An 18,668-nucleotide genomic window follows, 5' to 3' on the forward strand; every position below is an offset into this window, starting at 1 on the left:
CTTAGCCAGCCAGGATGCACGCCATGCACGACAACGACCGCCAACTGAACCTCAAGACGATCTTGCTGTCGACGGGCGTCGTGCTGACCCTGTCGATGGGCGTGCGGCACGGCTTCGGCTTCTGGATGCAGCCCATTTCGCAAGCCAACGGCTGGAGCCGCGAAACCTATTCGCTCGCGCTGGCATTGCAAAACCTGATGTGGGGCGCATTTGGTCCCCTGGCCGGTATGGTGGCGGACCGCTGGGGGACCCGGCGCGTCGTGATTGCCGGCGCCTTCGCCTACATGGCGGGACTGCTGTGGATGGCCATGGTGACCCAGCCAGCGCTATTCATCGCCGGTTCCGGCATATTCATCGGCCTTGGCCTGGCCTGCACCGCCTTCGGCGCGGTGAGCGGCATCATCGGGCGCGCAGCCCCGGTGGAAAAACGCTCCTGGGCCTTCGGCGTTTCGGGCGCGGCCAGTTCCTTCGGCCAGTTCCTCATGATGCCGGTCGAGCAGCAACTGATTTCATCGATCGGCTGGCAGCATGCCTTTTACGTACTGGCCGGCCTGGTATTCCTGCTGATGATCCCCATGACATCCTTCATGGGCGAGCCGAAGCACGAGGCGGCGGCAAGCGGCCCGCAGCAAAGCGTCGGCGAAGCCATGCGCGAGGCGCTGGGCAACCGCTCGTTTCTGCTACTGGTCGCCGGCTACTTCGTGTGCGGCTTCCAGTTGATCTTTATTGGAGCGCACCTGCCTGCCTACTTGAAAGACAAGGGCATCGTTACGCCGGGCGTGGCGGTGATGGCGCTGGCGCTGATCGGCTTGTTCAATATCTTCGGATCGTTTACCGCCGGGCAGTTGGGCGGCAAAGTGCCGAAGCGCTACCTGCTGTCCACGATCTATTTCTCCCGCTCCGTGGTGATCGGCCTGTTCTTGCTGGCGCCGTTGTCGCAGTGGACTGTCTACATCTTCGCGGCGGCGATCGGCTTCCTGTGGCTGGCCACGGTGCCGCTCACCAACGGCATCATCGCCGGCGTGTTCGGCCTGAAGCATATGTCGATGTTGGCTGGTGCGGTATTCCTCTCGCATCAGGTGGGCAGCTTCATTGGCGTATGGCTGGGCGGCTACCTGTTCGACAGGCTGGGGAGTTATAACGTGGTGTGGGGTATTACGCTCGGCCTTGGCGTGCTTGCAGGCCTGGCCAACCTGCCGATCGACGAGCGCCCGCTGGTGCGCGGCGAGCCCCGGCTCAAGGCGGCATGACATGAAGCAGCAGCTGCTCCGCATCGGCCTGTGGGCCCTGGCCGCAGCTGTGCTGGCCTTGGCGTTCATGGCATATCTGCAGCCATCCTTCATGCTCGACCTTGCCACCCGCATTTACCTCTGCTTCTAAATTCGGGGTCAGGTCTGTCATTTGGACACGCAAACCGCTTGTTTGATATTTCTCAAGACGCAAAATCGACGGATTTCGTGCTTTGATATTGATCAAATGATAGGGCTATCTGTCCGAATGACAGACCTGACCCCGAATTTCTGTCCAAACGGTGCACATGTTGCGTCGCCTGTAAGACTTCTCGAAAATCTGTGCGAGAAAGGGGTACCCGCCTTTTTTAAGCGGGAAATATTATGCAGAAATCCGCTATCTGGTTTGGAATTTCAGCACATATTTCATGGCCTTCGGAAAAATTGCTGTGCAGATTTCATCATCATTGCAACCTGTCGGTTTTCTTTACATTAAGGCACCGGCAATTTTGGTATTTCAATAAGAATCAGATACTTAAATTAGTGGCATGAAAGATGCTTTATGCATTGCCACCTGTAATTTTTAATTTCTTTCGAAAAGGTGCCTTGAACATGAAAATGAAGCTGATCGCTGCAGTTGCACTTGCTGTTGCCGCCATGGGCCAAGCCCAGGCTGGTGTTGTGTTCCAGTTTTCCCAGGTAGGCGGCAATGTCGTCATGCAATCGTCGGGTGTGCTGAATACTGCCAACTTGGTCGCGGTTGGTTCGAGCGTTTGGGGTGGCGTTGGTTTCGAGCATCATGACGGCGATGAGTCCGACATCATGGGCGATACCATCAAGGGGAACGTCGACCGCGGATTCACCTTCCATGCAGGCACGGACCTCAATCCCTGGCTTGGCAATATGTTCACCTCCAGCGCCTTCAACTGGACCCGCAGCGGCAACACCTCGTTCGCAACCTATTCGGACAATACGGGCGCACGCCTGCCTGGCATCGGCGTCCGTGCCGCCGACTTGGTGGGGGCAAGCTGGACTCCTGACATTTCCTGGATCACGGCCGGCACCTTCGCCAGCCTGGGCCTGACGCAAGGCACTTATAAGATCACCGACAGCGTCAGCCATGAATCGATCTCGATCGTGATCGGCGCTTCGCCGGCGAACGATGTTCCGGAGCCGGCATCGCTCGCCCTGCTGGGCCTCGGCCTGGCCGGCATCGCCGCCGCCCGCCGCAAGCGCCAGTCCTGATCCAGGCGTTGGCACGAAAAAAAACGGAGCATATGTGCTCCGTTTTTTCTTGCCGGCGGCTCGCTCAGGCCCGCTTGTGCGACTTGCTGGATTTCTGGGCGACTTGCGTCTTCTTTTTCGACGATTTGCCGCCGGATTTGTCCTTGCTGTGCGGCGCCGGCGGGACTTCTTCCACGCCGGTGCGCTTGGCGTGCATGGCCGATGCCAGCGCGGTGTCTTCCAGGTTGGCCAGCATGAAGCGGTTCGGGTCGATGCGGGTGCCGTCCTGGTAGGCTTCCAGGTGCAGGTGCGGGCCGGTGGCGTGGCCGGTGGCGCCGGACAGGCCGATCAACTCGCCGGCCGCAACCGTGTCGCCGATATTCACATTGCGCTTGTTCAGGTGGGCGTACAGCGAGCGCAGGCCGCCTTCATGTTCGATCACCACCACGTTGCCATATTTGCGGTCGCCCAGGTAGCCCATGCCGGAAGCGACGACGGTGCCGTCGTTGGTCGCCATCACCGGGGTGTTGCGCGGCACGGAGAAGTCGATGCCGCCATGCGCGCGGCGGCCGCGCGAAGCGCCGAAGAAGCTGCTGACGCGGCCGCCTTCGAGCGGCAGGCGCCATTGCGCCGACGGCGCTTCCTTGACCGGCTCCTTCACGTCGAGCGCGAGCGGTTCTTTCACTTCCTGCGGCGGCGGGATATCCAATGGCTCCGGCATCGCGGCGGCAGGTTGCACGATATGGGCAGCGGCCAGCACGGCCAGTAGCAGGATGTTGGTGATCTTAGACATAAGCGGGCGAGTGTCGCACACTGGGTGTGATCTGGCAAATTCGTAGGTAACAGACAAGATTTATTTCCTTAGTTGAAGTTGCAGGTGTAGTTAAGGCGCAACGTTGCGCCGCCGTGGGTGCGGATGGCGGTCTGGCGCCAGCTCGCGTCCTCATAACGTTCGACCGCCGTGCGGGCCGGATGCAATACATCGGATAAGGCGAGACGCACCTCCCGGCCCGGCGCGATTCTCCAGGCCGCGCGCAGGTCGACTTTGCGCTGGTAAGGCGCTGTCGAAATCATGGTGGCCGACTCGCTCGCCGGACCGCCGGCCTCGTAGGAAAACTCGGCCTCGAACGCCAGCGCGCCCTGCTTGTAGCGCAGGACCGCCGAGCCGCTCAGCGGCGTTTGCTCGGCGAGCCGGTTGTCCGGGCCGGGGACGCTGTCCAGGCGCGAGCGGTTGAAGTTGGCGTTCGCGCGCAGCGAGAGCGTCGGCGTGAGCGGTACGCGCGCTTCCAGCGCCAGGCCGTAGACGCGCGCGCCGCCGCCATTGGCCGGCATCGAAATCCAGCGCTCGCCGTCGCGATACACCGGGTACAGGATGACGTTGTCGATGTCACGCGCGTAAATGCTGGCGCTGAGCAGGCTGTCCTTGGCGAAGTAGTAGTCGATGCCGGCGTCCAGACCCCAGGCCAGTTCGGGGCGCAGCGCCGGATTGCCCTGGTTGTCTGGATTGGTGGGGCTGTTGTTGTTGTCGGAGGTGAAGCGGCGCGGAATCAGGTCGAGCATATTCGGCGCCTTGTAGGTACGGCTGGCGCCCACCCGCAGCTGGCTTTGGCCGTCCAATTGCCGCATCCACCCGAGTACCGGGCTGGCGACCTTGCTGTTCACGTGCACCGGCAGGCTGGTGCGGTCGTGCGCTGCGGTGCGCATGGTTTCCCAGCGCAGGCCGGCGGACCAGGAGTCGCGTCCCTGTTTCCATTCATCCTGCGCAAAGGCTGCCAGGCGTTCGATGCGTCCGTCGTAGCGGTCGTCGCGCAGGAAGTTGAGCGCGCCCTGGTCGTTGTATTCATGTTCGACACGGGTCTGCATGCGCTGGATGGCGGAACCGTCCCAGCCCATCACCAGGGCATGGCCGTTGCCGAAGGGGTGGGAATATTTGCCGGCGTAGTTGAAGCCATGTTCGCGAATGTCGCCGTCGACATGGCGCCGCGTCGGGCCTGTGCCGGCCAGCGGCATGCCGCTGAAGTCGAAGTCGGTGGCGCGCGGGGCCGTGCTGGCGCCAAGCTTGAGTTCCCACTGCGCGTCGGCGGCCAGCGTGCGCTGCCATTCCAGCTCGCTGCGCAAGAGGGCGTTGCGCATGCGGAAGCGGCTGGCCACATCGGCGAAATCGCCGGATTCGCCGAGCTGCACATCCTCATGCGAGCGGTAGCCGATATCGCGGTGGCCCAGGGTGAGCAGGCTTTGCAGGGCAACGCTGTCGCCGCCGGAGCTGGTCCAGTTCAAGCGGGGACTCAGGTTGAGCGATGTGCCGCGATTGTCTTCGTGCGAGCTGGTGGTGCGCAGCATGCCGGGTGCGCTCTCGGTGATCGTGCGGCTGGCGGGTGTATTGGGCCGTGCCAGCACAAGGCTGACGTTGTGCGACCAGTCTTCCGCCTTGCCGGTCGATTGCGCGCTGAAGCGGGGCGACCACTCGCCATGCCGCCTGTCCATGCCCAACTGCACTTCCTGGTTGCTGCGGCGGACGGACTTGCGCAGCACGATGTTGACGGTGCCGGCAATGCCTTGCGTACCCAGCACGGCGGAGGCGTTGCGCAGGACCTCAACGCGTTCGATCAGCTCGGGCGGCAGGCTGTCGAGGGAGAAGCCGTTGGGCGCCGGCTGGCCATTCAAGAGCAGCTGTGTGTAGCCGTTGCCCAGGCCGCGCATGCGGATGCCGGCGCCATCGCTGACCGTGATCCCCGGTACGCGGCGCAAGGCGTCGGCCAGGCTGCGGTCGCCGTTCGCGGCCAGGTCTTCACGCGTTAGCACCAGGGTGCTGGCGGTAGCTTCCTGTCGCTGGTCGATGCGGGCGGTCTTGATCTCCACAACCGGTTGCGCGGATGCGGCTTGGCCCGCCAGCGCGGCGGCCAGCATCAGAATGGTCTTCTTCATGCGTTTTCTCAGGGTGAGCGCCGCCGCTGCCGGGCGGCGCCCGGCAGGGCTTCAGGGACGGCGCTGTGGTTTAGTTGGCGCGGGCGGCCTTCAGGCGTTGCCGCGCTGTTTTGGTGGCGTTGGCTTCCAAGTTGCCAAGCAGGATTTGCGGGTCGATATTCTCGCCGTTGCGGCTGACCTCCAGATGCAGGTGCGGGCCGGTGGCTTTGCCGCTGGCGCCGCTGGTGCCGATGCGCTGGCCGGCAGCCACCCGCTCGCCTTCCTTCACCAGGCGTCTTTCCATATGGGCGTACACGGAGCGCAGGCCGCCGGGGTGCTCGATGGCGACTACCTCGCCCCATTTGTCTTCGCCCAAGTAGCGATTGGTGGATGCGACAACGATGCCGTCGGCCGGGGCGGTGATGGGTGTACCGGTTGGCACCGCGAAGTCCATGCCGCCGTGTAGGCGGCCGGTCGGCGCATGCTTGACGCCGAAGAAGGCGCTGACGCGCATCTGTTCCAGCGGGGCTTGCCACGGGGAGGCTTCGGGCGCGGGCGGCGTCTCAGGGACGACCCCAGGCATGTCGAGTTGCCAGGCCAGCGCAGGCTGCAGCAACAGGCTCGCCACCAGGATGCAAGGCAGCGCGGCCCAGCCCAACGCGCCCGTCACAGCGCGCGGCATGGCGGGCACCCCGTCGCGTATCATGCCGATGCGGGCGGCGACAACGTTCACCACGCGGCCGCCGAAGGCAAGCGCGCCGCCTTGGCCTGGCAGGGCTTGCATGCGCATTTGCGCGAGCAGCGCGGCGGCATAAGCGCGGCGCTGGGCGGCTGGACGGCCGTGCAGGACGGTGCGGTCGCAGCCCAGTTCCTGTGCCCATGCCATTTGCCGTCCGAGGCTGGCCACCATGGGATTGAACCACTGCATGGTCTGCAGCAGGAAGCTAAGGTGCATCCACAGCGGATCGCGGCGCGCCAGGTGCGTCAATTCATGCTCCACGACCAGGCGCTGCTGCCCGGCGTCGAAGTCGCGCAAGTGGCGCGGCAGCAGCAGGACGGGGTGCGCCAGGCCTACCAGCATGGGGGCGATGGGGGCGTCGATTTCACGTACTTCCGGTAGACCGTGTTGCTGACCGGCGAAGCCGGGGTGGGCGGCCAGGTCGGCGCGGTTCAGGCGTTGCGCGGCCGCGAGCAGGGCGTTCAGCCGGCGCCTGGCAAGCATCCAGCGTGCGGCAGCCGCGAGCAACCCGGCGAGATAGGCGGCCAGCCAGGCATAGCTTACCCAGCGCAGGACCGGGGCGGGCGCGATGGACATGGCGCCATGATCATCGAACGCGGCGTCCTGGCCGGCGGCACTTGCCGCTTGCGTATGCGGAATGGGTTCCAGAACTGCTGGCAGTACGATGTCCGGCACGATGCTTGGGCGCGAGGGCAAGGGCAATACGCCGAGCGCCAGGCTGCCTGCAACGGCGGCTACCGCCAACAACCAGGGCGTACGCCTTGCCGCTAGGCCGGGCCACACCCGGCTGGCGGCGTGCAGCAGGAGCCAGGCGCCGGCGCCGGCCAGCAGGCTGGCGATGCTGGCCTGCAGGAACATCAATGCGAGCATCGTCTTACTCCTTTTCTTCCGGCCACTCGCTGAGCAGCTGCTCCAGCTCTTTCAGCTCATGCTGGTTCACCAGCTTCGAGCCGGTGAACATATTCACGGGCAGCGGCGCGTTCATTTCCATCACGCGATGGCTGAAATCGTGGGCAAATGCGGCCAGCGTTTCAACCTTTTCGAGTACTGGCGCGTATACGTTCATACCGTGGGCCGAATGCTGGCTGATCATGCCTTTTTCCAGCATGCGTTCCAGGGTCTTGCGCGTCGATGAATAGGTCCAGGCCAGTTCCTCTTCCACGCGTTCGTGGATTTCACGGGTGCTGAGCGGTTGCTGCTTCCACAGGGCCTTGAGCAGCGTCAGTTCGGTAATCGATGGAATGGCCATAGGGGCTCCTTGTGACGTATGACGGCATTGTGCGACAGCTGTCACATGAATGCAAGGATTTTATGCGACACCTGTCACATGCGGTATTATTGAATTTATGAATAAACTTGCAATCATCATCACACTTGTTGCTTCCGTCGCTGGGTGCAGCGGCAAGCGCCTTACGGAAGCGGACGTTTCCGCACTCATGGGCAATATCGAGAGCGCAGCCCAGCGCCATGATTCGGATGGTTTGGTGGCCAATTTCGCGCCCAATGCCTTGATCATGGTATCGATGCCGGGTACCGGCGGCGGGCTGTCGCGCATGAGCGTGCCCGAATACAAGGCCATGCTGGAAGCGTTGTGGAAAGTCCAGCTGCAGTCGACTTATGAAGTCAGCAACCGCGAAGTGCAGGTAGCAGCCAATGGCCACAGCGCCACCGCGCGCGACATCGCCAAGGAAATGGTGCTGCTGCCCGGGGAACGCATGGAGTCACGCAGCAAGCAGAAGGCTGAGATCGCGCTGGTCAACGGCGTACCGCGTATCATATCGCTCACAGCGGAAGTGGAATCGCTGGTCGCTACGCCGACCGGCAAGAACTAAGATCTGGATAGAAAATGAATCGAACGATCATCTGCCCCAAATGCAGCCATGTGCGTCCAAAGGATGCGACCAATCCTGAATGGCAGTGCCCCGCATGTGGCGTCTGCTATGCCAAGGCGGGCGATACGAGCGCCGGCGCGCCGACGCCGGCCCGTGTACGCCATGAGGAAGTGGTGGTGAAGCAGGGATGGGACTTGGGCACGCTGTTTAAGATCATCCTGTTCGTTGTGCTCGGATGGGCGGCAACGCAAATCTACCAAAGCAAGCGCGGTATAAAGATCGAGTTCACGCAAGGCGAGGCGATGGCCCAAAGCGAAGGGCCGGTCGACGCCCGCTTGCGCCAGGCCGCAGTCGGCGCCAGGCGCAGTGACCTGATCCTGTATTCCGCCGAGTGGTGCGGATACTGCAATGCGGCCAAGGCGATGTTCGCCGAGAATAACATCCCCTATACCAACTGCGACGCGGAAAAAGACATGCGCTGTGCCCGCGAGTACGCCGACCTGCACGGCGGCGGCTATCCCTTGTTCGTGGTGCGCGGCAAACGCTTGCAGGAGGGCTTGGACTATGAAGCGCTGATCGCCGCGCTCGAAAAGCACTAAGTCAGACTTTCAGGAATTCCTCGCGCCCGCCCAGCCAGCGCTCCAGGTGGCCTTCCACCGTGGCCTGGTTGGCGGGCGTTGCTTCATGCAGCAGGGCGTGCGCGACATCGCGCGCCTGGTCGACCAGCCAGCCGTCCGTTTCCAGGTCGGCAAAGCGCAGCATGGCCTGGCCCGACTGGCGCGAACCGAGGAATTCGCCCGGGCCACGGATTTCCAGGTCGCGGCGCGCAATCTCAAAGCCGTCCGTGGTTTCGCGCATGGTCATCAGGCGCTGCTTGGCCACCGGGCCGAGCGGGCTTTGGTAGAGCAGCAGGCAGACCGATGCCGCCGAGCCGCGGCCCACGCGGCCGCGCAATTGGTGCAGCTGCGACAGGCCGAAACGCTCGGCATGCTCGATCACCATCAGCGAAGAATTGGGCACGTCGACGCCGACCTCGATCACCGTGGTGGCCACCAGGACGTGGATATCGCCGGAGATGAAGGCATCCATCACCTCCGCCTTCTCGGCGGGCTTCAGGCGGCCGTGCACCAGGCCGACCCGCAGGTCGGGCAGGGCGGCGGCCAGCGTTTCGTACGTTTCGGTGGCCGTCTGCAGCTGCAAGGCTTCCGACTCTTCGATCAGCGGACAAACCCAGTAGGCCTGGCGGCCTTCCTGCGCAGCGGCATGCACGCGGGCGATCACCTCGTCGCGCCGGTTCTGGTCCACCACGGCGGTGACGATGGGCGTGCGGCCGGGCGGCAGCTCGTCGATGACCGACACTTCCAGGTCGGCGTAATAGGTCATGGCCAAGGTGCGCGGGATCGGGGTGGCCGACATCATCAGCTGGTGCGGCACATTGTCGCCATTGCCCTTGTTGCGCAAGGTCAGGCGCTGGCCGACACCGAAGCGGTGTTGCTCATCGACGATTACCAGCCCCAGTTTGGCGAACTGCACCGTGTCCTGGATGATGGCGTGGGTGCCGATCACAAGCTGTGCCTCGCCCGATTCGACGAGGGCATAGGCGGCCTCCTTCGCTTTCTTTTTCAGGCTGCCGGTCAGCCAGGCGACTTTAACGCCCAACGGTTCCAGCCAGGCGGCGATCTTGCGGAAATGCTGGTCGGCCAGGATTTCGGTTGGCGCCATCAGGGCGGCCTGGTAGCCGCTGTCGATCGCCTGCGCGGCCGCCAGCGCGGCCACGATGGTCTTGCCACTGCCCACATCGCCCTGCAGCAGGCGTTGCATCGGGTAGGGCTGTTTCAGGTCGTCGCGGATCTCCTTCAGCACGCGCTGCTGCGCCTTGGTCAGCTTGAACGGCAGCGAGGCTTCGAAGGCGGACGATAGCGTTCCCGCCTTGCCCAGCACGGCGGCGCCCTTGGCGCGGCGGGCGCGCTGCGCCCGTTTCAGCGACAGCTGCTGCGCCAGCAGTTCGTCGAACTTCACGCGCGTCCAGGCCGGGTGCGTGCGGTCGATCAGCGCATTCTCGTCGACCTGCGCCGGCGGGTAGTGCAGGGTGCGCACCGCTGTTTCCAGCGGATGCAGGCGCATCGTCTTGACCAGTTCCGGCGGCAGGGTGTCGGTCCAGTCCACGCGCTTCATCGCGTCCGCGATCGCACGCCGCAGCACGAGCTGGGACAAGCCTTCGCCGGAAGGGTAGACCGGGGTGAGCGACGTCGGCAGTGGGGCGCCTTCGTTGACGATCTTGTAGGCCGGGTGCACGATCTCGGCGCCGAAGAAACCATGCCGGATTTCGCCGCGCGCCCGCACCCGGGTGCCCTCGGCCAGCTGCTTGACCTGGCTGCCGTAGAAATTCATGAAGCGCAGCTGGATATCGCCCGTCTCGTCGGCGATATGCACCAGCAGCTGGCGGCGCGGCTTGTAGGCGATCTCGTTGGACGTGACCACGCCTTCCACCTGGGACACTTCGCCGCCGCGCATGCAGGCTTCGCGGACGGTCAGGACTTCCGTCTCATCCTCGTAGCGCATGGGGAGGTGCAGCACCAGGTCCATGTCCGTGCGCAGGCCAAGCTTGGCGAGCTTGTTCTCGGCGGTGGCGGCCGGCTTTTTGGCGGCGGTAGGTTTCTTTTGCTTCGTTTCCGGCATGTTGGGCATGGTATAAACACCAGGCTTGGATTCTAACTGAAAGACGATGAGACCTGACCTGCGTTCCCTCTCCCTGGACGGCGCGATCGTGCTGGTCGGCGCGGCATTTTGCGCGTTTGCCGCGCTGGACCTCTACATCACGCGCGGCGCCGGCAGCCCGTCGCTGGCGGCGAACAAGGCGGCGCGCACGGCGCTGCGCGCGCAGTTCTGGGGGCTGCCGCAACGGGACGCCGGCGGACAGCAACTGCCCGCCGCCGACCGGTTGGCGTACTACCAGATGATGATCCTGCACGGCGGCCCGGTGGACGTTGCCGCGGCCGATGAGCTGCCAGTCCAGCAAACTTTCGCGCGCCGGGTGCAAACGCCGGAGTTCAGTGAACTACCGCGCGCGGCGCGCAAGCAGGTCCTCGATTGGGCCAGCGAAGACCTGCCCAATGACGAGGGAAACCATGTCTACAGCATCCCAGCGCTGAAGATTCCCTCGCTAGAGGCGCGCGCCAGCCGGGGCGACTGTGGGGCGGCCCAGCGGCTGGCCTCGTACAGCGTGTTCGGCTCCCTCGGCGCCTACGACAAGGAGCTCAAATGGATGCGCGTCGCCGCCCAATGCCCGGGCTCCCAGTTCAATGAATGGCTGGCCCGGCAACAGGCGGAGCAAGTCATGGGGCACTGATCGGGCAAGTTTTGCGTGATTTTTGGGCAAATGACGTAAAATAGAGGGTTGCCCAACAGTTTTACTAGCCTGTCATGTATTCGCTATCCGATTTCGATTTCCACCTGCCGCCAGAGCGCATTGCGCAGTTCCCGCTGCCGGACCGCAGCGCGTCGCGCCTCCTGCACGTGGACGGCAAGACCCTGCACGACCGCCAGTTCACCGACATCGTCGACCAGCTGCAAGCCGGCGACCTGCTGGTGATGAACAACACCCGCGTGCTGAAAGCCCGATTCTTCGGCATCAAGGACAGCGGCGGCAAGGTCGAGGCCCTGGTGGAGCGCGTGCTGGACACCCGCACCGTGCTGGCCCAGCTGCGCGCCTCCAAGTCGCCCGGCCCGGGCGTGAAGATCCGCCTGGCCGATGCCTTCGACGTCACCGTTGGCGAGCGCGCCGGCGAGTTCTACACCCTGCATTTCGAGGCCGACGTGTTCGACCTGATCGAACAGTACGGCCGCCTGCCGCTGCCGCCCTACATCGAGCACGCGCCGGGCGAGGTGGATGAGACGCGCTACCAGACCGTGTTCAACAAGGTGCCGGGCGCCGTCGCCGCGCCAACCGCCGGTCTGCACTTCGACGAAGCCCTGCTGCAAAAACTCAAGGACAAGGGCGTCCAGTTCGCCTATGTGACCTTGCACGTGGGCGCCGGCACCTTCCAGCCGGTGCGCACCGAAAACCTGACCGAGCACAAGATGCACACCGAGTGGTACACCATGCCGCAGGAAACCGTGGACGCGGTGCGCGCAACGCGCGCCGCCGGCCGCGACGTGGTGGCGGTCGGCACGACTTCGCTGCGCGCGCTGGAATCGGCTTCGCAGAACGGTCAGCTGGAAGCCGGCAGCGCGGACACCGCCCTGTTCATCACCCCCGGCTACAAATTCAAGACGGTGACCCGCCTGGTCACCAACTTCCACCTGCCGAAATCGACCCTGCTGATGCTGGTGAGCGCTTTCGCGGGCTTTACCGAGATCCGCCACGCCTACCAGCACGCGATCGCCAACGAATACCGCTTCTTCAGCTATGGCGACGCCATGCTGCTGACGACAGACAACCGAGCATAAGGAACACCATGCTGGAATTTAAACTGATTAAAAAAGACACCACCGGCAAGACCCACGCCCGCCGCGGCACGGTCAAGCTCAATCACGGCGAGGTGCAGACGCCGATCTTCATGCCGGTCGGTACCTACGGTTCGGTCAAGGCCATGTCGCCGCTGGAGCTGAAGGAAATCGGCGCCCAGATCATCCTCGGCAACACCTTCCACTTGTGGCTGCGTCCAGGTAACGACGTGATGTCCAAGTTCGGCGGCCTGCACGGCTTCATGGGCTGGGACAAGCCTATCCTGACCGACTCCGGCGGCTTCCAGGTGTTCTCCCTGGGCGAAATGCGCAAGATCACCGAGGAGGGCGTGACCTTCAACTCGCCGATCAATGGCGACAAGCTGTTCCTGTCCCCTGAAATCTCGATGCAGATCCAGCGCGTGCTGAATTCCGACATCGTGATGCAGTTCGACGAATGCACCCCGTATGAAATCGACGGCCGTCCGGCCACGCTGGAAGAAGCGGCCAAGTCGATGCGCATGTCGCTGCGCTGGGCGCAGCGCTCGATGAACGAGTTCAAGGCCGGCGAGAACCCGAACGCGCTGTTCGGCATCGTCCAGGGCGGCATGTACGAGAACCTGCGCGACGAATCGCTGGAAGGCCTCGAAAAGATCGACTTCCCGGGCCTGGCGATCGGCGGCTTGTCGGTGGGCGAGCCGAAGGAAGACATGATGCGCATCCTGCAGCACGTCGGCCCGCGCCTGCCGGAAAACAAGCCGCACTACCTGATGGGCGTCGGCACGCCGGAGGACCTGGTGAACGGCGTGGCCAACGGCGTCGACATGTTCGACTGCGTGATGCCGACCCGGAATGCCCGCAACGGCTGGATCTTCACCCGCTTCGGCGACATCAAGATCAAGAATGCGCGTTATAAGAATGACAAGGAGCCGCTCGACCCGACCTGCTCCTGCTACGCCTGCCGCAATTTCAGCCGCGCCTACCTGCACCATCTGCACCGTGCCCAGGAAATCCTGGGGGCGCGCCTGAACACCATCCACAACCTGCATTACTACCTCGACATCATGCAACAGATGCGCGATGCCCTGGATGCGGACCGGTTCCCTGACTGGGTACAGCAATTCCATGCCGACCGGGCCCGTGGTATTTAAATCCCGGCTGTCCGCCTATATATAGGTGGGCAGCACCGGCGGTGCTAGAATACACCGCTTGATTTTTACTCAACTCGTTTTTAACTAGAACCCTGGAGTCACCGTGTTCATTTCCAACGCATACGCACAGACCGCAGCCGACGCAGGCGCATTCGGCGGCCTGCCTAATATCGTTATCCTGGTCGGTATGCTCGCCGTCATGTATTTCGTGATGATTCGCCCGCAGCAAAAGCGCGCGAAAGAGCAGAAAACCATGATGGAAGCCCTGGCCAAGGGCGACGAAGTGGTGACCATTGGCGGCATCATGGGCAAAGTGACCAAGGTGAACGACCAGAACGTGGCCATCGAAGTATCCCAGGGCACCGAAGTATGGGTGCAAAAGCACGCCATCTCCTCCCAGCTGCCGAAAGGCACCCTGAAGAGCCTGTGATAACCGGAGTGGGAGGCAAAGCGCCGCCCGCTCCTGAATGCTGAAGACTATGAACCGTTATCCAATCTGGAAATACATCCTCATCGCCGTCGTGGTGCTGCTGGGCGCCCTGTACACCGCGCCCAACTACTTCGGCCAGACACCCGCACTGCAGATCACCAGCGCCAAGACGACCACGAAGGTCACGCGCGCGCTGGCGACCCAGGTGGACACGCTGCTGAAACAAGCGAACGTCAAGAACGACGGCGTCGCGCTGGACGGCGAAGGCATGCACACGTATGTGCGCGCCCGCTTTAGCGATACCGACGCCCAGTTCAAAGGCCGCCTGGCACTTGAAAAAGGCCTGAACCCGGACCCGAGCGATCCCGCCTATGTCGTCACCGTCAACCTGGTGTCGAATACCCCGGACTGGATGCGCGCGGTCGGCGCACTGCCGATGTACCTGGGCCTGGACTTGCGCGGCGGCGTGCACTTCCTGATGCAGGTCGACACCCAGGCCGCGCTGAGCAAGCGTATCCAGGGTATCCAGGCTGCCATCAAATCCCAGCTGCGCGAGAAAGAAGTACGCCATGCCGGCGTTGATCGCGTAGGCGACTCCGTCGTCATCAAGTTCCGCGAAGACGCGCTGCGCCAAAAGGCCAAGGCCATCATCCAGGACCAGCAACCTGACCTGAACGTGGTTGACGTCACCGAAGGCGACGAATTGCGCCTGGTCGCGACCCTGAAACCGGCGGCCCTGAAAGCCACCATGGACAACGGCGTGCAGCAGAACATCGCCACCCTGGGCAAGCGCGTGAACGAACTGGGTGTGTCCGAACCTGTGATCCAGCAGCAAGGAGCCGACCGCATCGTGGTGCAGCTGCCAGGCGTGCAGGATGCCGCCCACGCCAAGGACATCATCGGCCGCACCGCCACGCTGGAAGTGCGCATGGTCGACGAAAGCGTCACCCCGGGCACCGAGCTGACCGCGGCCATCCCGTACAACTCCGAACTGTTCACCTCCGGCAAGGGCGTGCCAGTCGTGCTGACCAAGGATGTGGTGCTGTCCGGCGACTACATTTCCAGCGCCACCGCCACCTTCGACCAGAACCAGCAGCCTGCCGTGAGCATTGACCTGAACGGCGACGGCGGCCACAAGATGCGCCAGGCCACCCGCGACCGCGTCGGCAAGAAGATGGCCATCGTGCTGTTCGAGAAAAAGAAGGCCGAAGTGCTGTCCGTGGCGACCATCCAGAGCGAACTGGGTAGCCGCTTCCAGATCACCGGCATGGGCAATGCGGAGAACTCCGCCGAACTGGCGCTGCTGCTGCGCGCCGGCGCCCTGTACGCCCCGATGGAAGTGATCGAGCAGCGCACCGTGGGTCCTGCCCTGGGCGCGGAAAACATCGCCAAGGGCTTCCACTCCACGATGTACGGCTTCGCCGCCATCGCTGTCTTCATGATTGTCTACTACATGATGTTCGGCGCCTTCAGCGTGCTGGCGCTGGCCGTCAACCTGCTGCTGCTGATCGCAGTGCTGTCGCGCCTGCAGGCCACGCTGACCCTGCCGGGTATCGCGGCAATTGCGCTGGCGCTGGGTATGGCGATCGACGCCAACGTGCTGATTAACGAACGTATCCGGGAAGAGCTGCGCAACGGCGCCAACCCGCAGTCGGCGATTGCCGCCGGCTTCGAACACGCCTGGCACACCATCCTGGACTCCAACGTGACCACCCTGATCGTGGGTATCGCGCTGCTGGTGTTCGGTTCCGGCGCGGTGCGCGGCTTCGCCGTGGTGCACAGCCTGGGTATCCTGACCTCCATGTTCTCCGCAGTCTTCGTTTCGCGCGGCGTGGTGAACCTGTGGTACGGCCGTAAGAAGAAGCTGCAGTCGCTGTCGATCGGCACCGTCTGGAAACCAGCGAACTAAAGAACTGAGGAATAGAGATGGAATTTTTCCGCATCCGTAAAGACATCCCGTTCATGCGCCACGCGTTGGTTTTCAACGTGATTTCGGCGCTGACCTTCGTGGCAGCAGTATTCTTCCTGGTGACCAAGCAGCTGCATTTCTCGGTGGAGTTCACCGGCGGCACCGTAATGGAAGTGAAGTACGCGCAGGCCGCCAACTTGGAAAAGGTGCGCGACACCCTGACCAGCCTGGGCTACCACCCTGAAGTGTCGAGCATCGACACCGCGCGCGACGCCCTGATCCGCCTGCCTAACGCGGCCGGCAGCACCGCTGCCGACACCGCCGCCAAAGTGTTCGCGGAGCTGTGCAAGGCCGAGCAAGGCAGCGTCAAGTCGCTCGACAAGGTGACCGACAAGGGCGCCCACGAGATGAAGAGCGCCTGTATCCACGCCGACGGTTCCGAAGGCGTATCGCTGCAGAAGGTTGAATTCGTCGGTCCGCAGGTCGGCGAAGAACTGGCGCAGAATGGCCTCAATGCCCTGATCATGGTGGTGCTGGGCGTGATGATCTACCTGGCTATCCGCTTCGAATGGAAATTCGCCGTGGCGGCGATCGTTGCGAACTTGCACGACGTGGTGATCATCCTGGGCTTCTTCGCCTTCTTCCAGTGGGAATTCTCGCTGACCGTGCTGGCGGCGGTACTGGCGGTGCTGGGTTACTCGGTCAACGAATCGGTGGTTATCTTCGACCGTATCCGCGAGAACTTCCGCAAGCAGCGCAAAATGAGCGTGCATGAAGTGATCGACAATGCGATCACCTCCACCATCTCGCGTACCATCATCACCCACGGCTGTACCCAGATGATGGTGCTGTCGATGCTGTTCCTGGGCGGCCCGACCCTGCACTACTTCGCGATCGCGCTGACCATTGGTATCTGCTTCGGCATCTACTCCTCGGTCTTCGTTGCCGCCGCGGTCGCCATGTGGCTGGGTGTGAAGCGCGAAGACCTGATCAAGCCGATCAAGGAAAAGGACGAGACCGACGGCGCCGTCGTATAAGCGCTGTTCCGCTCCCAAGAAAAGCAGCCCGCGTGGCTGCTTTTTTTATGCAATTCGTATGCAATTCGGGGTCAGGTCTGTCATTTGGACATCCGCGTCTATCCTTTGATTTTTCTCAATGCAGAAAATCTGCCGATTTTGCGTCTTGAGAAAACTCAAAGGATAGCGCTACCTGTCCAAATGACAGACCTGACCCCGAATTTATTCGAGGATTTGGGCTAGCAGTTGGGTGGTTTGTTGGCGGATGTCCAGCCGCATGCCCGCTTCGTCGGCCTGCAGCGCTTGCAGGGTTTCAAGCTGGCTGTCGAGTAACGCCAGCGGCATGTAGTGTCCGGCGCGCTCTTGCATGCGCTGCGCGAGCAGTGCGCGTTCGCCGTCCAGGTGGATGAAACGCAAGGCCGGGTCGGCGGCCCGCAGTTGGTCGCGGTAGCGCCGCTTTAGCGCCGAGCATGACAGCACCATGCCTGCTTCCGCCGCTGCGGCTTGCCGGATCAGCTCGGCCAGGCGCGCCAGCCATCCTGCGCGGTCGGCGTCGGTCAGCGGCTGGCCCGCGCGCATCTTCGCGATGTTGGCTGCGGGATGGTAGTCGTCGCCTTCTTCGAAGCGCACGTCCAGGGCCTTGGCCAGGGCGATGCCGAGCGTGCTCTTGCCGCTGCCGCTCACGCCCATGACGACCCAGCGCTCGGCGCGTGGGGCGCTCATGCGCTTTCGCGTTCCACCAGGGTGAAGCCCAGGTCGATGCGCTGCGCCGGCACTTCGTTGCCGCGGATGCTGGCCAGCAGCAGGCTGGCGGCGTCAAAGCCGGTCTGGTACAGCGGTGTGCCGACCGTGGTGACCGATGGGGTGATCCAGGCCGATGCCGGCAAGTCGTTGAAGCCGCAGATGGCCAGTTGCTCGGGGACGTCGATGCCGCGCCGCTGGCATTGGAAGATGGCGCCGTGCGCCAGGTCGTCGTTGCAGCAGAAGATGGCGTCGAGGCCCGGGACGCTGTCCAGCATGCGGTTCAGCAGTTCGGCGCCCAGCGCGATATTCGATGGCTGCGGACACATCATTTCCAGCGCAGGGTCGGCCAGGCCGGCTTCCTGCATCGCCTTGCGGTAGCCATCGGCGCGCCGCAGCGTGCGTTCGTCCAGCTGGGCGGCCATGTAGCCGATGCGCTTGCGGCCTTTCTCGACCAGGTAGCGCGTGATGGCGTAGCCGGCTTCCTCTTGCGAGAAGCCGACCGACATCACGTCCGGCTCGGGCGACAGGTCCATCATCGATACCACCGGCACGCGCGAGGTGGCCAGCATCTGCCGCACGCGTGGGCTGTGCGTCAATCCGGAGAGCAGGATACCATCCGGGTTCGATTGCATATAGGTCGATAGCAGCTTCTCTTCCTCGGCATCGGAGTAGCGCGTATTGCCGATCAGGATCTGGTAGTTGCAGGGGTCAAGCGCGTCCTGGATGCCGGCCAGCACCGCCGTGAAGACGGCATTGGCCAGCGAGGGCACCAGCACCACGATCACCTTCGATTGCGCCGACGCCAGGGCGCGCGCCGCGCGGTTGGGGACGTAGCCCAGGTCCTGCACGGCCTTGTCCACGCGCGCGCGCAGGACGGCCGAGACGAGCTCGGGCTGGTTGATGGCGCGCGAGGCCGTCATCGGCGCGACGCAGGCGCGTGCTGCGACATCGGACAGGGTGACTTTGCCGAGGGCGCGGCTCTTGCTTGATGAGGTCTTGCCAATTCGATTCGTGGTCATGTGTAAATTATAACTATGTTAAGCT

General features: G+C 63.3%; 18 protein-coding genes. 11 read left to right on the top strand and 7 right to left on the bottom strand.

The genetic code is table 11. The features are described from left to right. Positions 1-23 precede the first annotated feature (23 nt). The 3 genes from H597_RS0113460 (at position 24) to H597_RS0113470 (ending at position 2,474) form a co-directional block, all read left to right on the top strand. The gene (locus H597_RS0113460; protein ID WP_028102607.1) at positions 24-1,250 is read left to right on the top strand and encodes an MFS transporter; all 1,227 of its coding nucleotides are present in this window, start codon (positions 24-26) and stop codon (positions 1,248-1,250) included. Between the two features lies 1 nt (position 1,251). Then, positions 1,252-1,380: a hypothetical protein gene (locus tag H597_RS36110; protein WP_267871887.1), complete on the top strand. Its 129-nt coding sequence runs from the start codon at positions 1,252-1,254 to the stop codon at positions 1,378-1,380. A gap of 461 nt (positions 1,381-1,841) precedes the next feature. Continuing rightward, on the top strand, positions 1,842-2,474 hold the full coding sequence (locus tag H597_RS0113470; protein ID WP_211232043.1) for a PEP-CTERM sorting domain-containing protein: 633 nt from the start codon (positions 1,842-1,844) through the stop codon (positions 2,472-2,474). Between the two features lie 64 nt (positions 2,475-2,538). Here the strand turns inward: H597_RS0113470 and H597_RS33310 are convergent, their stop codons facing one another. The 4 genes from H597_RS33310 to H597_RS0113490 all read right to left on the bottom strand — a co-directional run bounded on the left by H597_RS33310 (position 2,539) and on the right by H597_RS0113490 (position 7,345). Continuing rightward, positions 2,539-3,246 carry a M23 family metallopeptidase gene (locus H597_RS33310; RefSeq protein ID WP_051293773.1) on the bottom strand — a complete coding sequence of 236 codons (708 nt, stop codon included), beginning with the start codon at positions 3,244-3,246 and terminating at the stop codon, positions 2,539-2,541. Between the two features lie 68 nt (positions 3,247-3,314). Next, positions 3,315-5,378 carry a TonB-dependent receptor plug domain-containing protein gene (locus H597_RS30830; RefSeq protein WP_051293774.1) on the bottom strand — a complete coding sequence of 688 codons (2,064 nt, stop codon included), beginning with the start codon at positions 5,376-5,378 and terminating at the stop codon, positions 3,315-3,317. Between the two features lie 70 nt (positions 5,379-5,448). Beyond that, positions 5,449-6,966 (bottom strand): M23/M56 family metallopeptidase, encoded by a 1,518-nt coding sequence (locus tag H597_RS0113485; protein WP_028102609.1) that lies wholly within the window; start codon positions 6,964-6,966, stop codon positions 5,449-5,451. Between the two features lie 4 nt (positions 6,967-6,970). Beyond that, complete coding sequence (locus H597_RS0113490; protein WP_028102610.1) at positions 6,971-7,345, bottom strand: BlaI/MecI/CopY family transcriptional regulator; 375 nt, start codon at positions 7,343-7,345, stop codon at positions 6,971-6,973. A gap of 97 nt (positions 7,346-7,442) precedes the next feature. Between H597_RS0113490 and H597_RS0113495 the strand changes: the two genes are divergently transcribed. After that, positions 7,443-7,928, top strand: coding sequence for a Cif family virulence factor (locus H597_RS0113495; RefSeq protein WP_028102611.1), 486 nt, complete (start codon positions 7,443-7,445; stop codon positions 7,926-7,928). A gap of 14 nt (positions 7,929-7,942) precedes the next feature. After that, positions 7,943-8,527, top strand: a complete 585-nt coding sequence (locus H597_RS33315) for a glutaredoxin family protein (protein ID WP_083941090.1) — start codon at positions 7,943-7,945, stop codon at positions 8,525-8,527. Position 8,528: 1 nt separating this feature from the next. Here the strand turns inward: H597_RS33315 and recG are convergent, their stop codons facing one another. Continuing rightward, positions 8,529-10,607: an ATP-dependent DNA helicase RecG gene (gene recG / locus H597_RS0113505; protein ID WP_028102612.1), complete on the bottom strand. Its 2,079-nt coding sequence runs from the start codon at positions 10,605-10,607 to the stop codon at positions 8,529-8,531. A gap of 46 nt (positions 10,608-10,653) precedes the next feature. On the opposite strand from recG, the gene H597_RS0113510 reads away from it, so the two are divergent. From H597_RS0113510 to secF, 6 genes are all read left to right on the top strand, one after another. Beyond that, positions 10,654-11,277, top strand: a complete 624-nt coding sequence (locus H597_RS0113510) for a hypothetical protein (RefSeq protein ID WP_028102613.1) — start codon at positions 10,654-10,656, stop codon at positions 11,275-11,277. A 74-nt stretch (positions 11,278-11,351) separates the two neighbouring features. Continuing rightward, positions 11,352-12,377: a tRNA preQ1(34) S-adenosylmethionine ribosyltransferase-isomerase QueA gene (gene queA / locus H597_RS0113515; protein WP_028102614.1), complete on the top strand. Its 1,026-nt coding sequence runs from the start codon at positions 11,352-11,354 to the stop codon at positions 12,375-12,377. An 8-nt stretch (positions 12,378-12,385) separates the two neighbouring features. Further along, positions 12,386-13,525 (top strand): tRNA guanosine(34) transglycosylase Tgt, encoded by a 1,140-nt coding sequence (gene tgt / locus H597_RS0113520; RefSeq protein WP_028102615.1) that lies wholly within the window; start codon positions 12,386-12,388, stop codon positions 13,523-13,525. A 103-nt stretch (positions 13,526-13,628) separates the two neighbouring features. Beyond that, the gene (gene yajC, locus H597_RS0113525) at positions 13,629-13,955 is read left to right on the top strand and encodes a preprotein translocase subunit YajC (protein ID WP_028102616.1); all 327 of its coding nucleotides are present in this window, start codon (positions 13,629-13,631) and stop codon (positions 13,953-13,955) included. 49 nt (positions 13,956-14,004) lie between these two features. Further along, positions 14,005-15,864, top strand: a complete 1,860-nt coding sequence (gene secD, locus H597_RS0113530; RefSeq protein ID WP_028102617.1) for a protein translocase subunit SecD — start codon at positions 14,005-14,007, stop codon at positions 15,862-15,864. A 17-nt stretch (positions 15,865-15,881) separates the two neighbouring features. Then, on the top strand, positions 15,882-16,901 hold the full coding sequence (secF, locus tag H597_RS0113535) for a protein translocase subunit SecF (protein WP_028102618.1): 1,020 nt from the start codon (positions 15,882-15,884) through the stop codon (positions 16,899-16,901). 201 nt (positions 16,902-17,102) lie between these two features. Here the strand turns inward: secF and H597_RS0113540 are convergent, their stop codons facing one another. Beyond that, on the bottom strand, positions 17,103-17,603 hold the full coding sequence (locus H597_RS0113540) for a gluconokinase (RefSeq protein ID WP_035374162.1): 501 nt from the start codon (positions 17,601-17,603) through the stop codon (positions 17,103-17,105). After that, positions 17,600-18,643 (bottom strand): HTH-type transcriptional regulator GntR, encoded by a 1,044-nt coding sequence (gene gntR / locus H597_RS0113545; protein WP_371850731.1) that lies wholly within the window; start codon positions 18,641-18,643, stop codon positions 17,600-17,602. The genes H597_RS0113540 and gntR overlap by 4 nt, the downstream gene beginning before the upstream one ends. Positions 18,644-18,668: the final 25 nt, after the last annotated feature.

It is taken from the genome of Pseudoduganella violaceinigra DSM 15887, from assembly GCF_000425385.1.
Lineage (GTDB): Bacteria > Pseudomonadota > Gammaproteobacteria > Burkholderiales > Burkholderiaceae_D > Rugamonas > Rugamonas violaceinigra.

Excerpts from the sequence above, each read along its gene's own strand:
- secD (WP_028102617.1), top strand. The coding sequence starts at position 14,005 with ATGAACCGTTATCCAATCTGGAAATACATCCTCATCGCCGTCGTGGTG.
- H597_RS0113490 (WP_028102610.1), bottom strand. The coding sequence starts at position 7,345 with ATGGCCATTCCATCGATTACCGAACTGACGCTGCTCAAGGCCCTGTGG.
- H597_RS0113510 (WP_028102613.1), top strand. The coding sequence starts at position 10,654 with ATGAGACCTGACCTGCGTTCCCTCTCCCTGGACGGCGCGATCGTGCTG.
- secF (WP_028102618.1), top strand. The coding sequence starts at position 15,882 with ATGGAATTTTTCCGCATCCGTAAAGACATCCCGTTCATGCGCCACGCG.
- queA (WP_028102614.1), top strand. The coding sequence starts at position 11,352 with ATGTATTCGCTATCCGATTTCGATTTCCACCTGCCGCCAGAGCGCATT.
- H597_RS0113485 (WP_028102609.1), bottom strand. The coding sequence starts at position 6,966 with ATGCTCGCATTGATGTTCCTGCAGGCCAGCATCGCCAGCCTGCTGGCC.
- H597_RS30830 (WP_051293774.1), bottom strand. The coding sequence starts at position 5,378 with ATGAAGAAGACCATTCTGATGCTGGCCGCCGCGCTGGCGGGCCAAGCC.
- H597_RS33310 (WP_051293773.1), bottom strand. The coding sequence starts at position 3,246 with ATGTCTAAGATCACCAACATCCTGCTACTGGCCGTGCTGGCCGCTGCC.
- H597_RS36110 (WP_267871887.1), top strand. The coding sequence starts at position 1,252 with ATGAAGCAGCAGCTGCTCCGCATCGGCCTGTGGGCCCTGGCCGCAGCT.
- tgt (WP_028102615.1), top strand. The coding sequence starts at position 12,386 with ATGCTGGAATTTAAACTGATTAAAAAAGACACCACCGGCAAGACCCAC.
- H597_RS0113495 (WP_028102611.1), top strand. The coding sequence starts at position 7,443 with ATGAATAAACTTGCAATCATCATCACACTTGTTGCTTCCGTCGCTGGG.
- H597_RS0113470 (WP_211232043.1), top strand. The coding sequence starts at position 1,842 with ATGAAAATGAAGCTGATCGCTGCAGTTGCACTTGCTGTTGCCGCCATG.
- H597_RS33315 (WP_083941090.1), top strand. The coding sequence starts at position 7,943 with ATGAATCGAACGATCATCTGCCCCAAATGCAGCCATGTGCGTCCAAAG.
- H597_RS0113540 (WP_035374162.1), bottom strand. The coding sequence starts at position 17,603 with ATGAGCGCCCCACGCGCCGAGCGCTGGGTCGTCATGGGCGTGAGCGGC.
- recG (WP_028102612.1), bottom strand. The coding sequence starts at position 10,607 with ATGCCGGAAACGAAGCAAAAGAAACCTACCGCCGCCAAAAAGCCGGCC.
- gntR (WP_371850731.1), bottom strand. The coding sequence starts at position 18,643 with ATGACCACGAATCGAATTGGCAAGACCTCATCAAGCAAGAGCCGCGCC.
- H597_RS0113460 (WP_028102607.1), top strand. The coding sequence starts at position 24 with ATGCACGACAACGACCGCCAACTGAACCTCAAGACGATCTTGCTGTCG.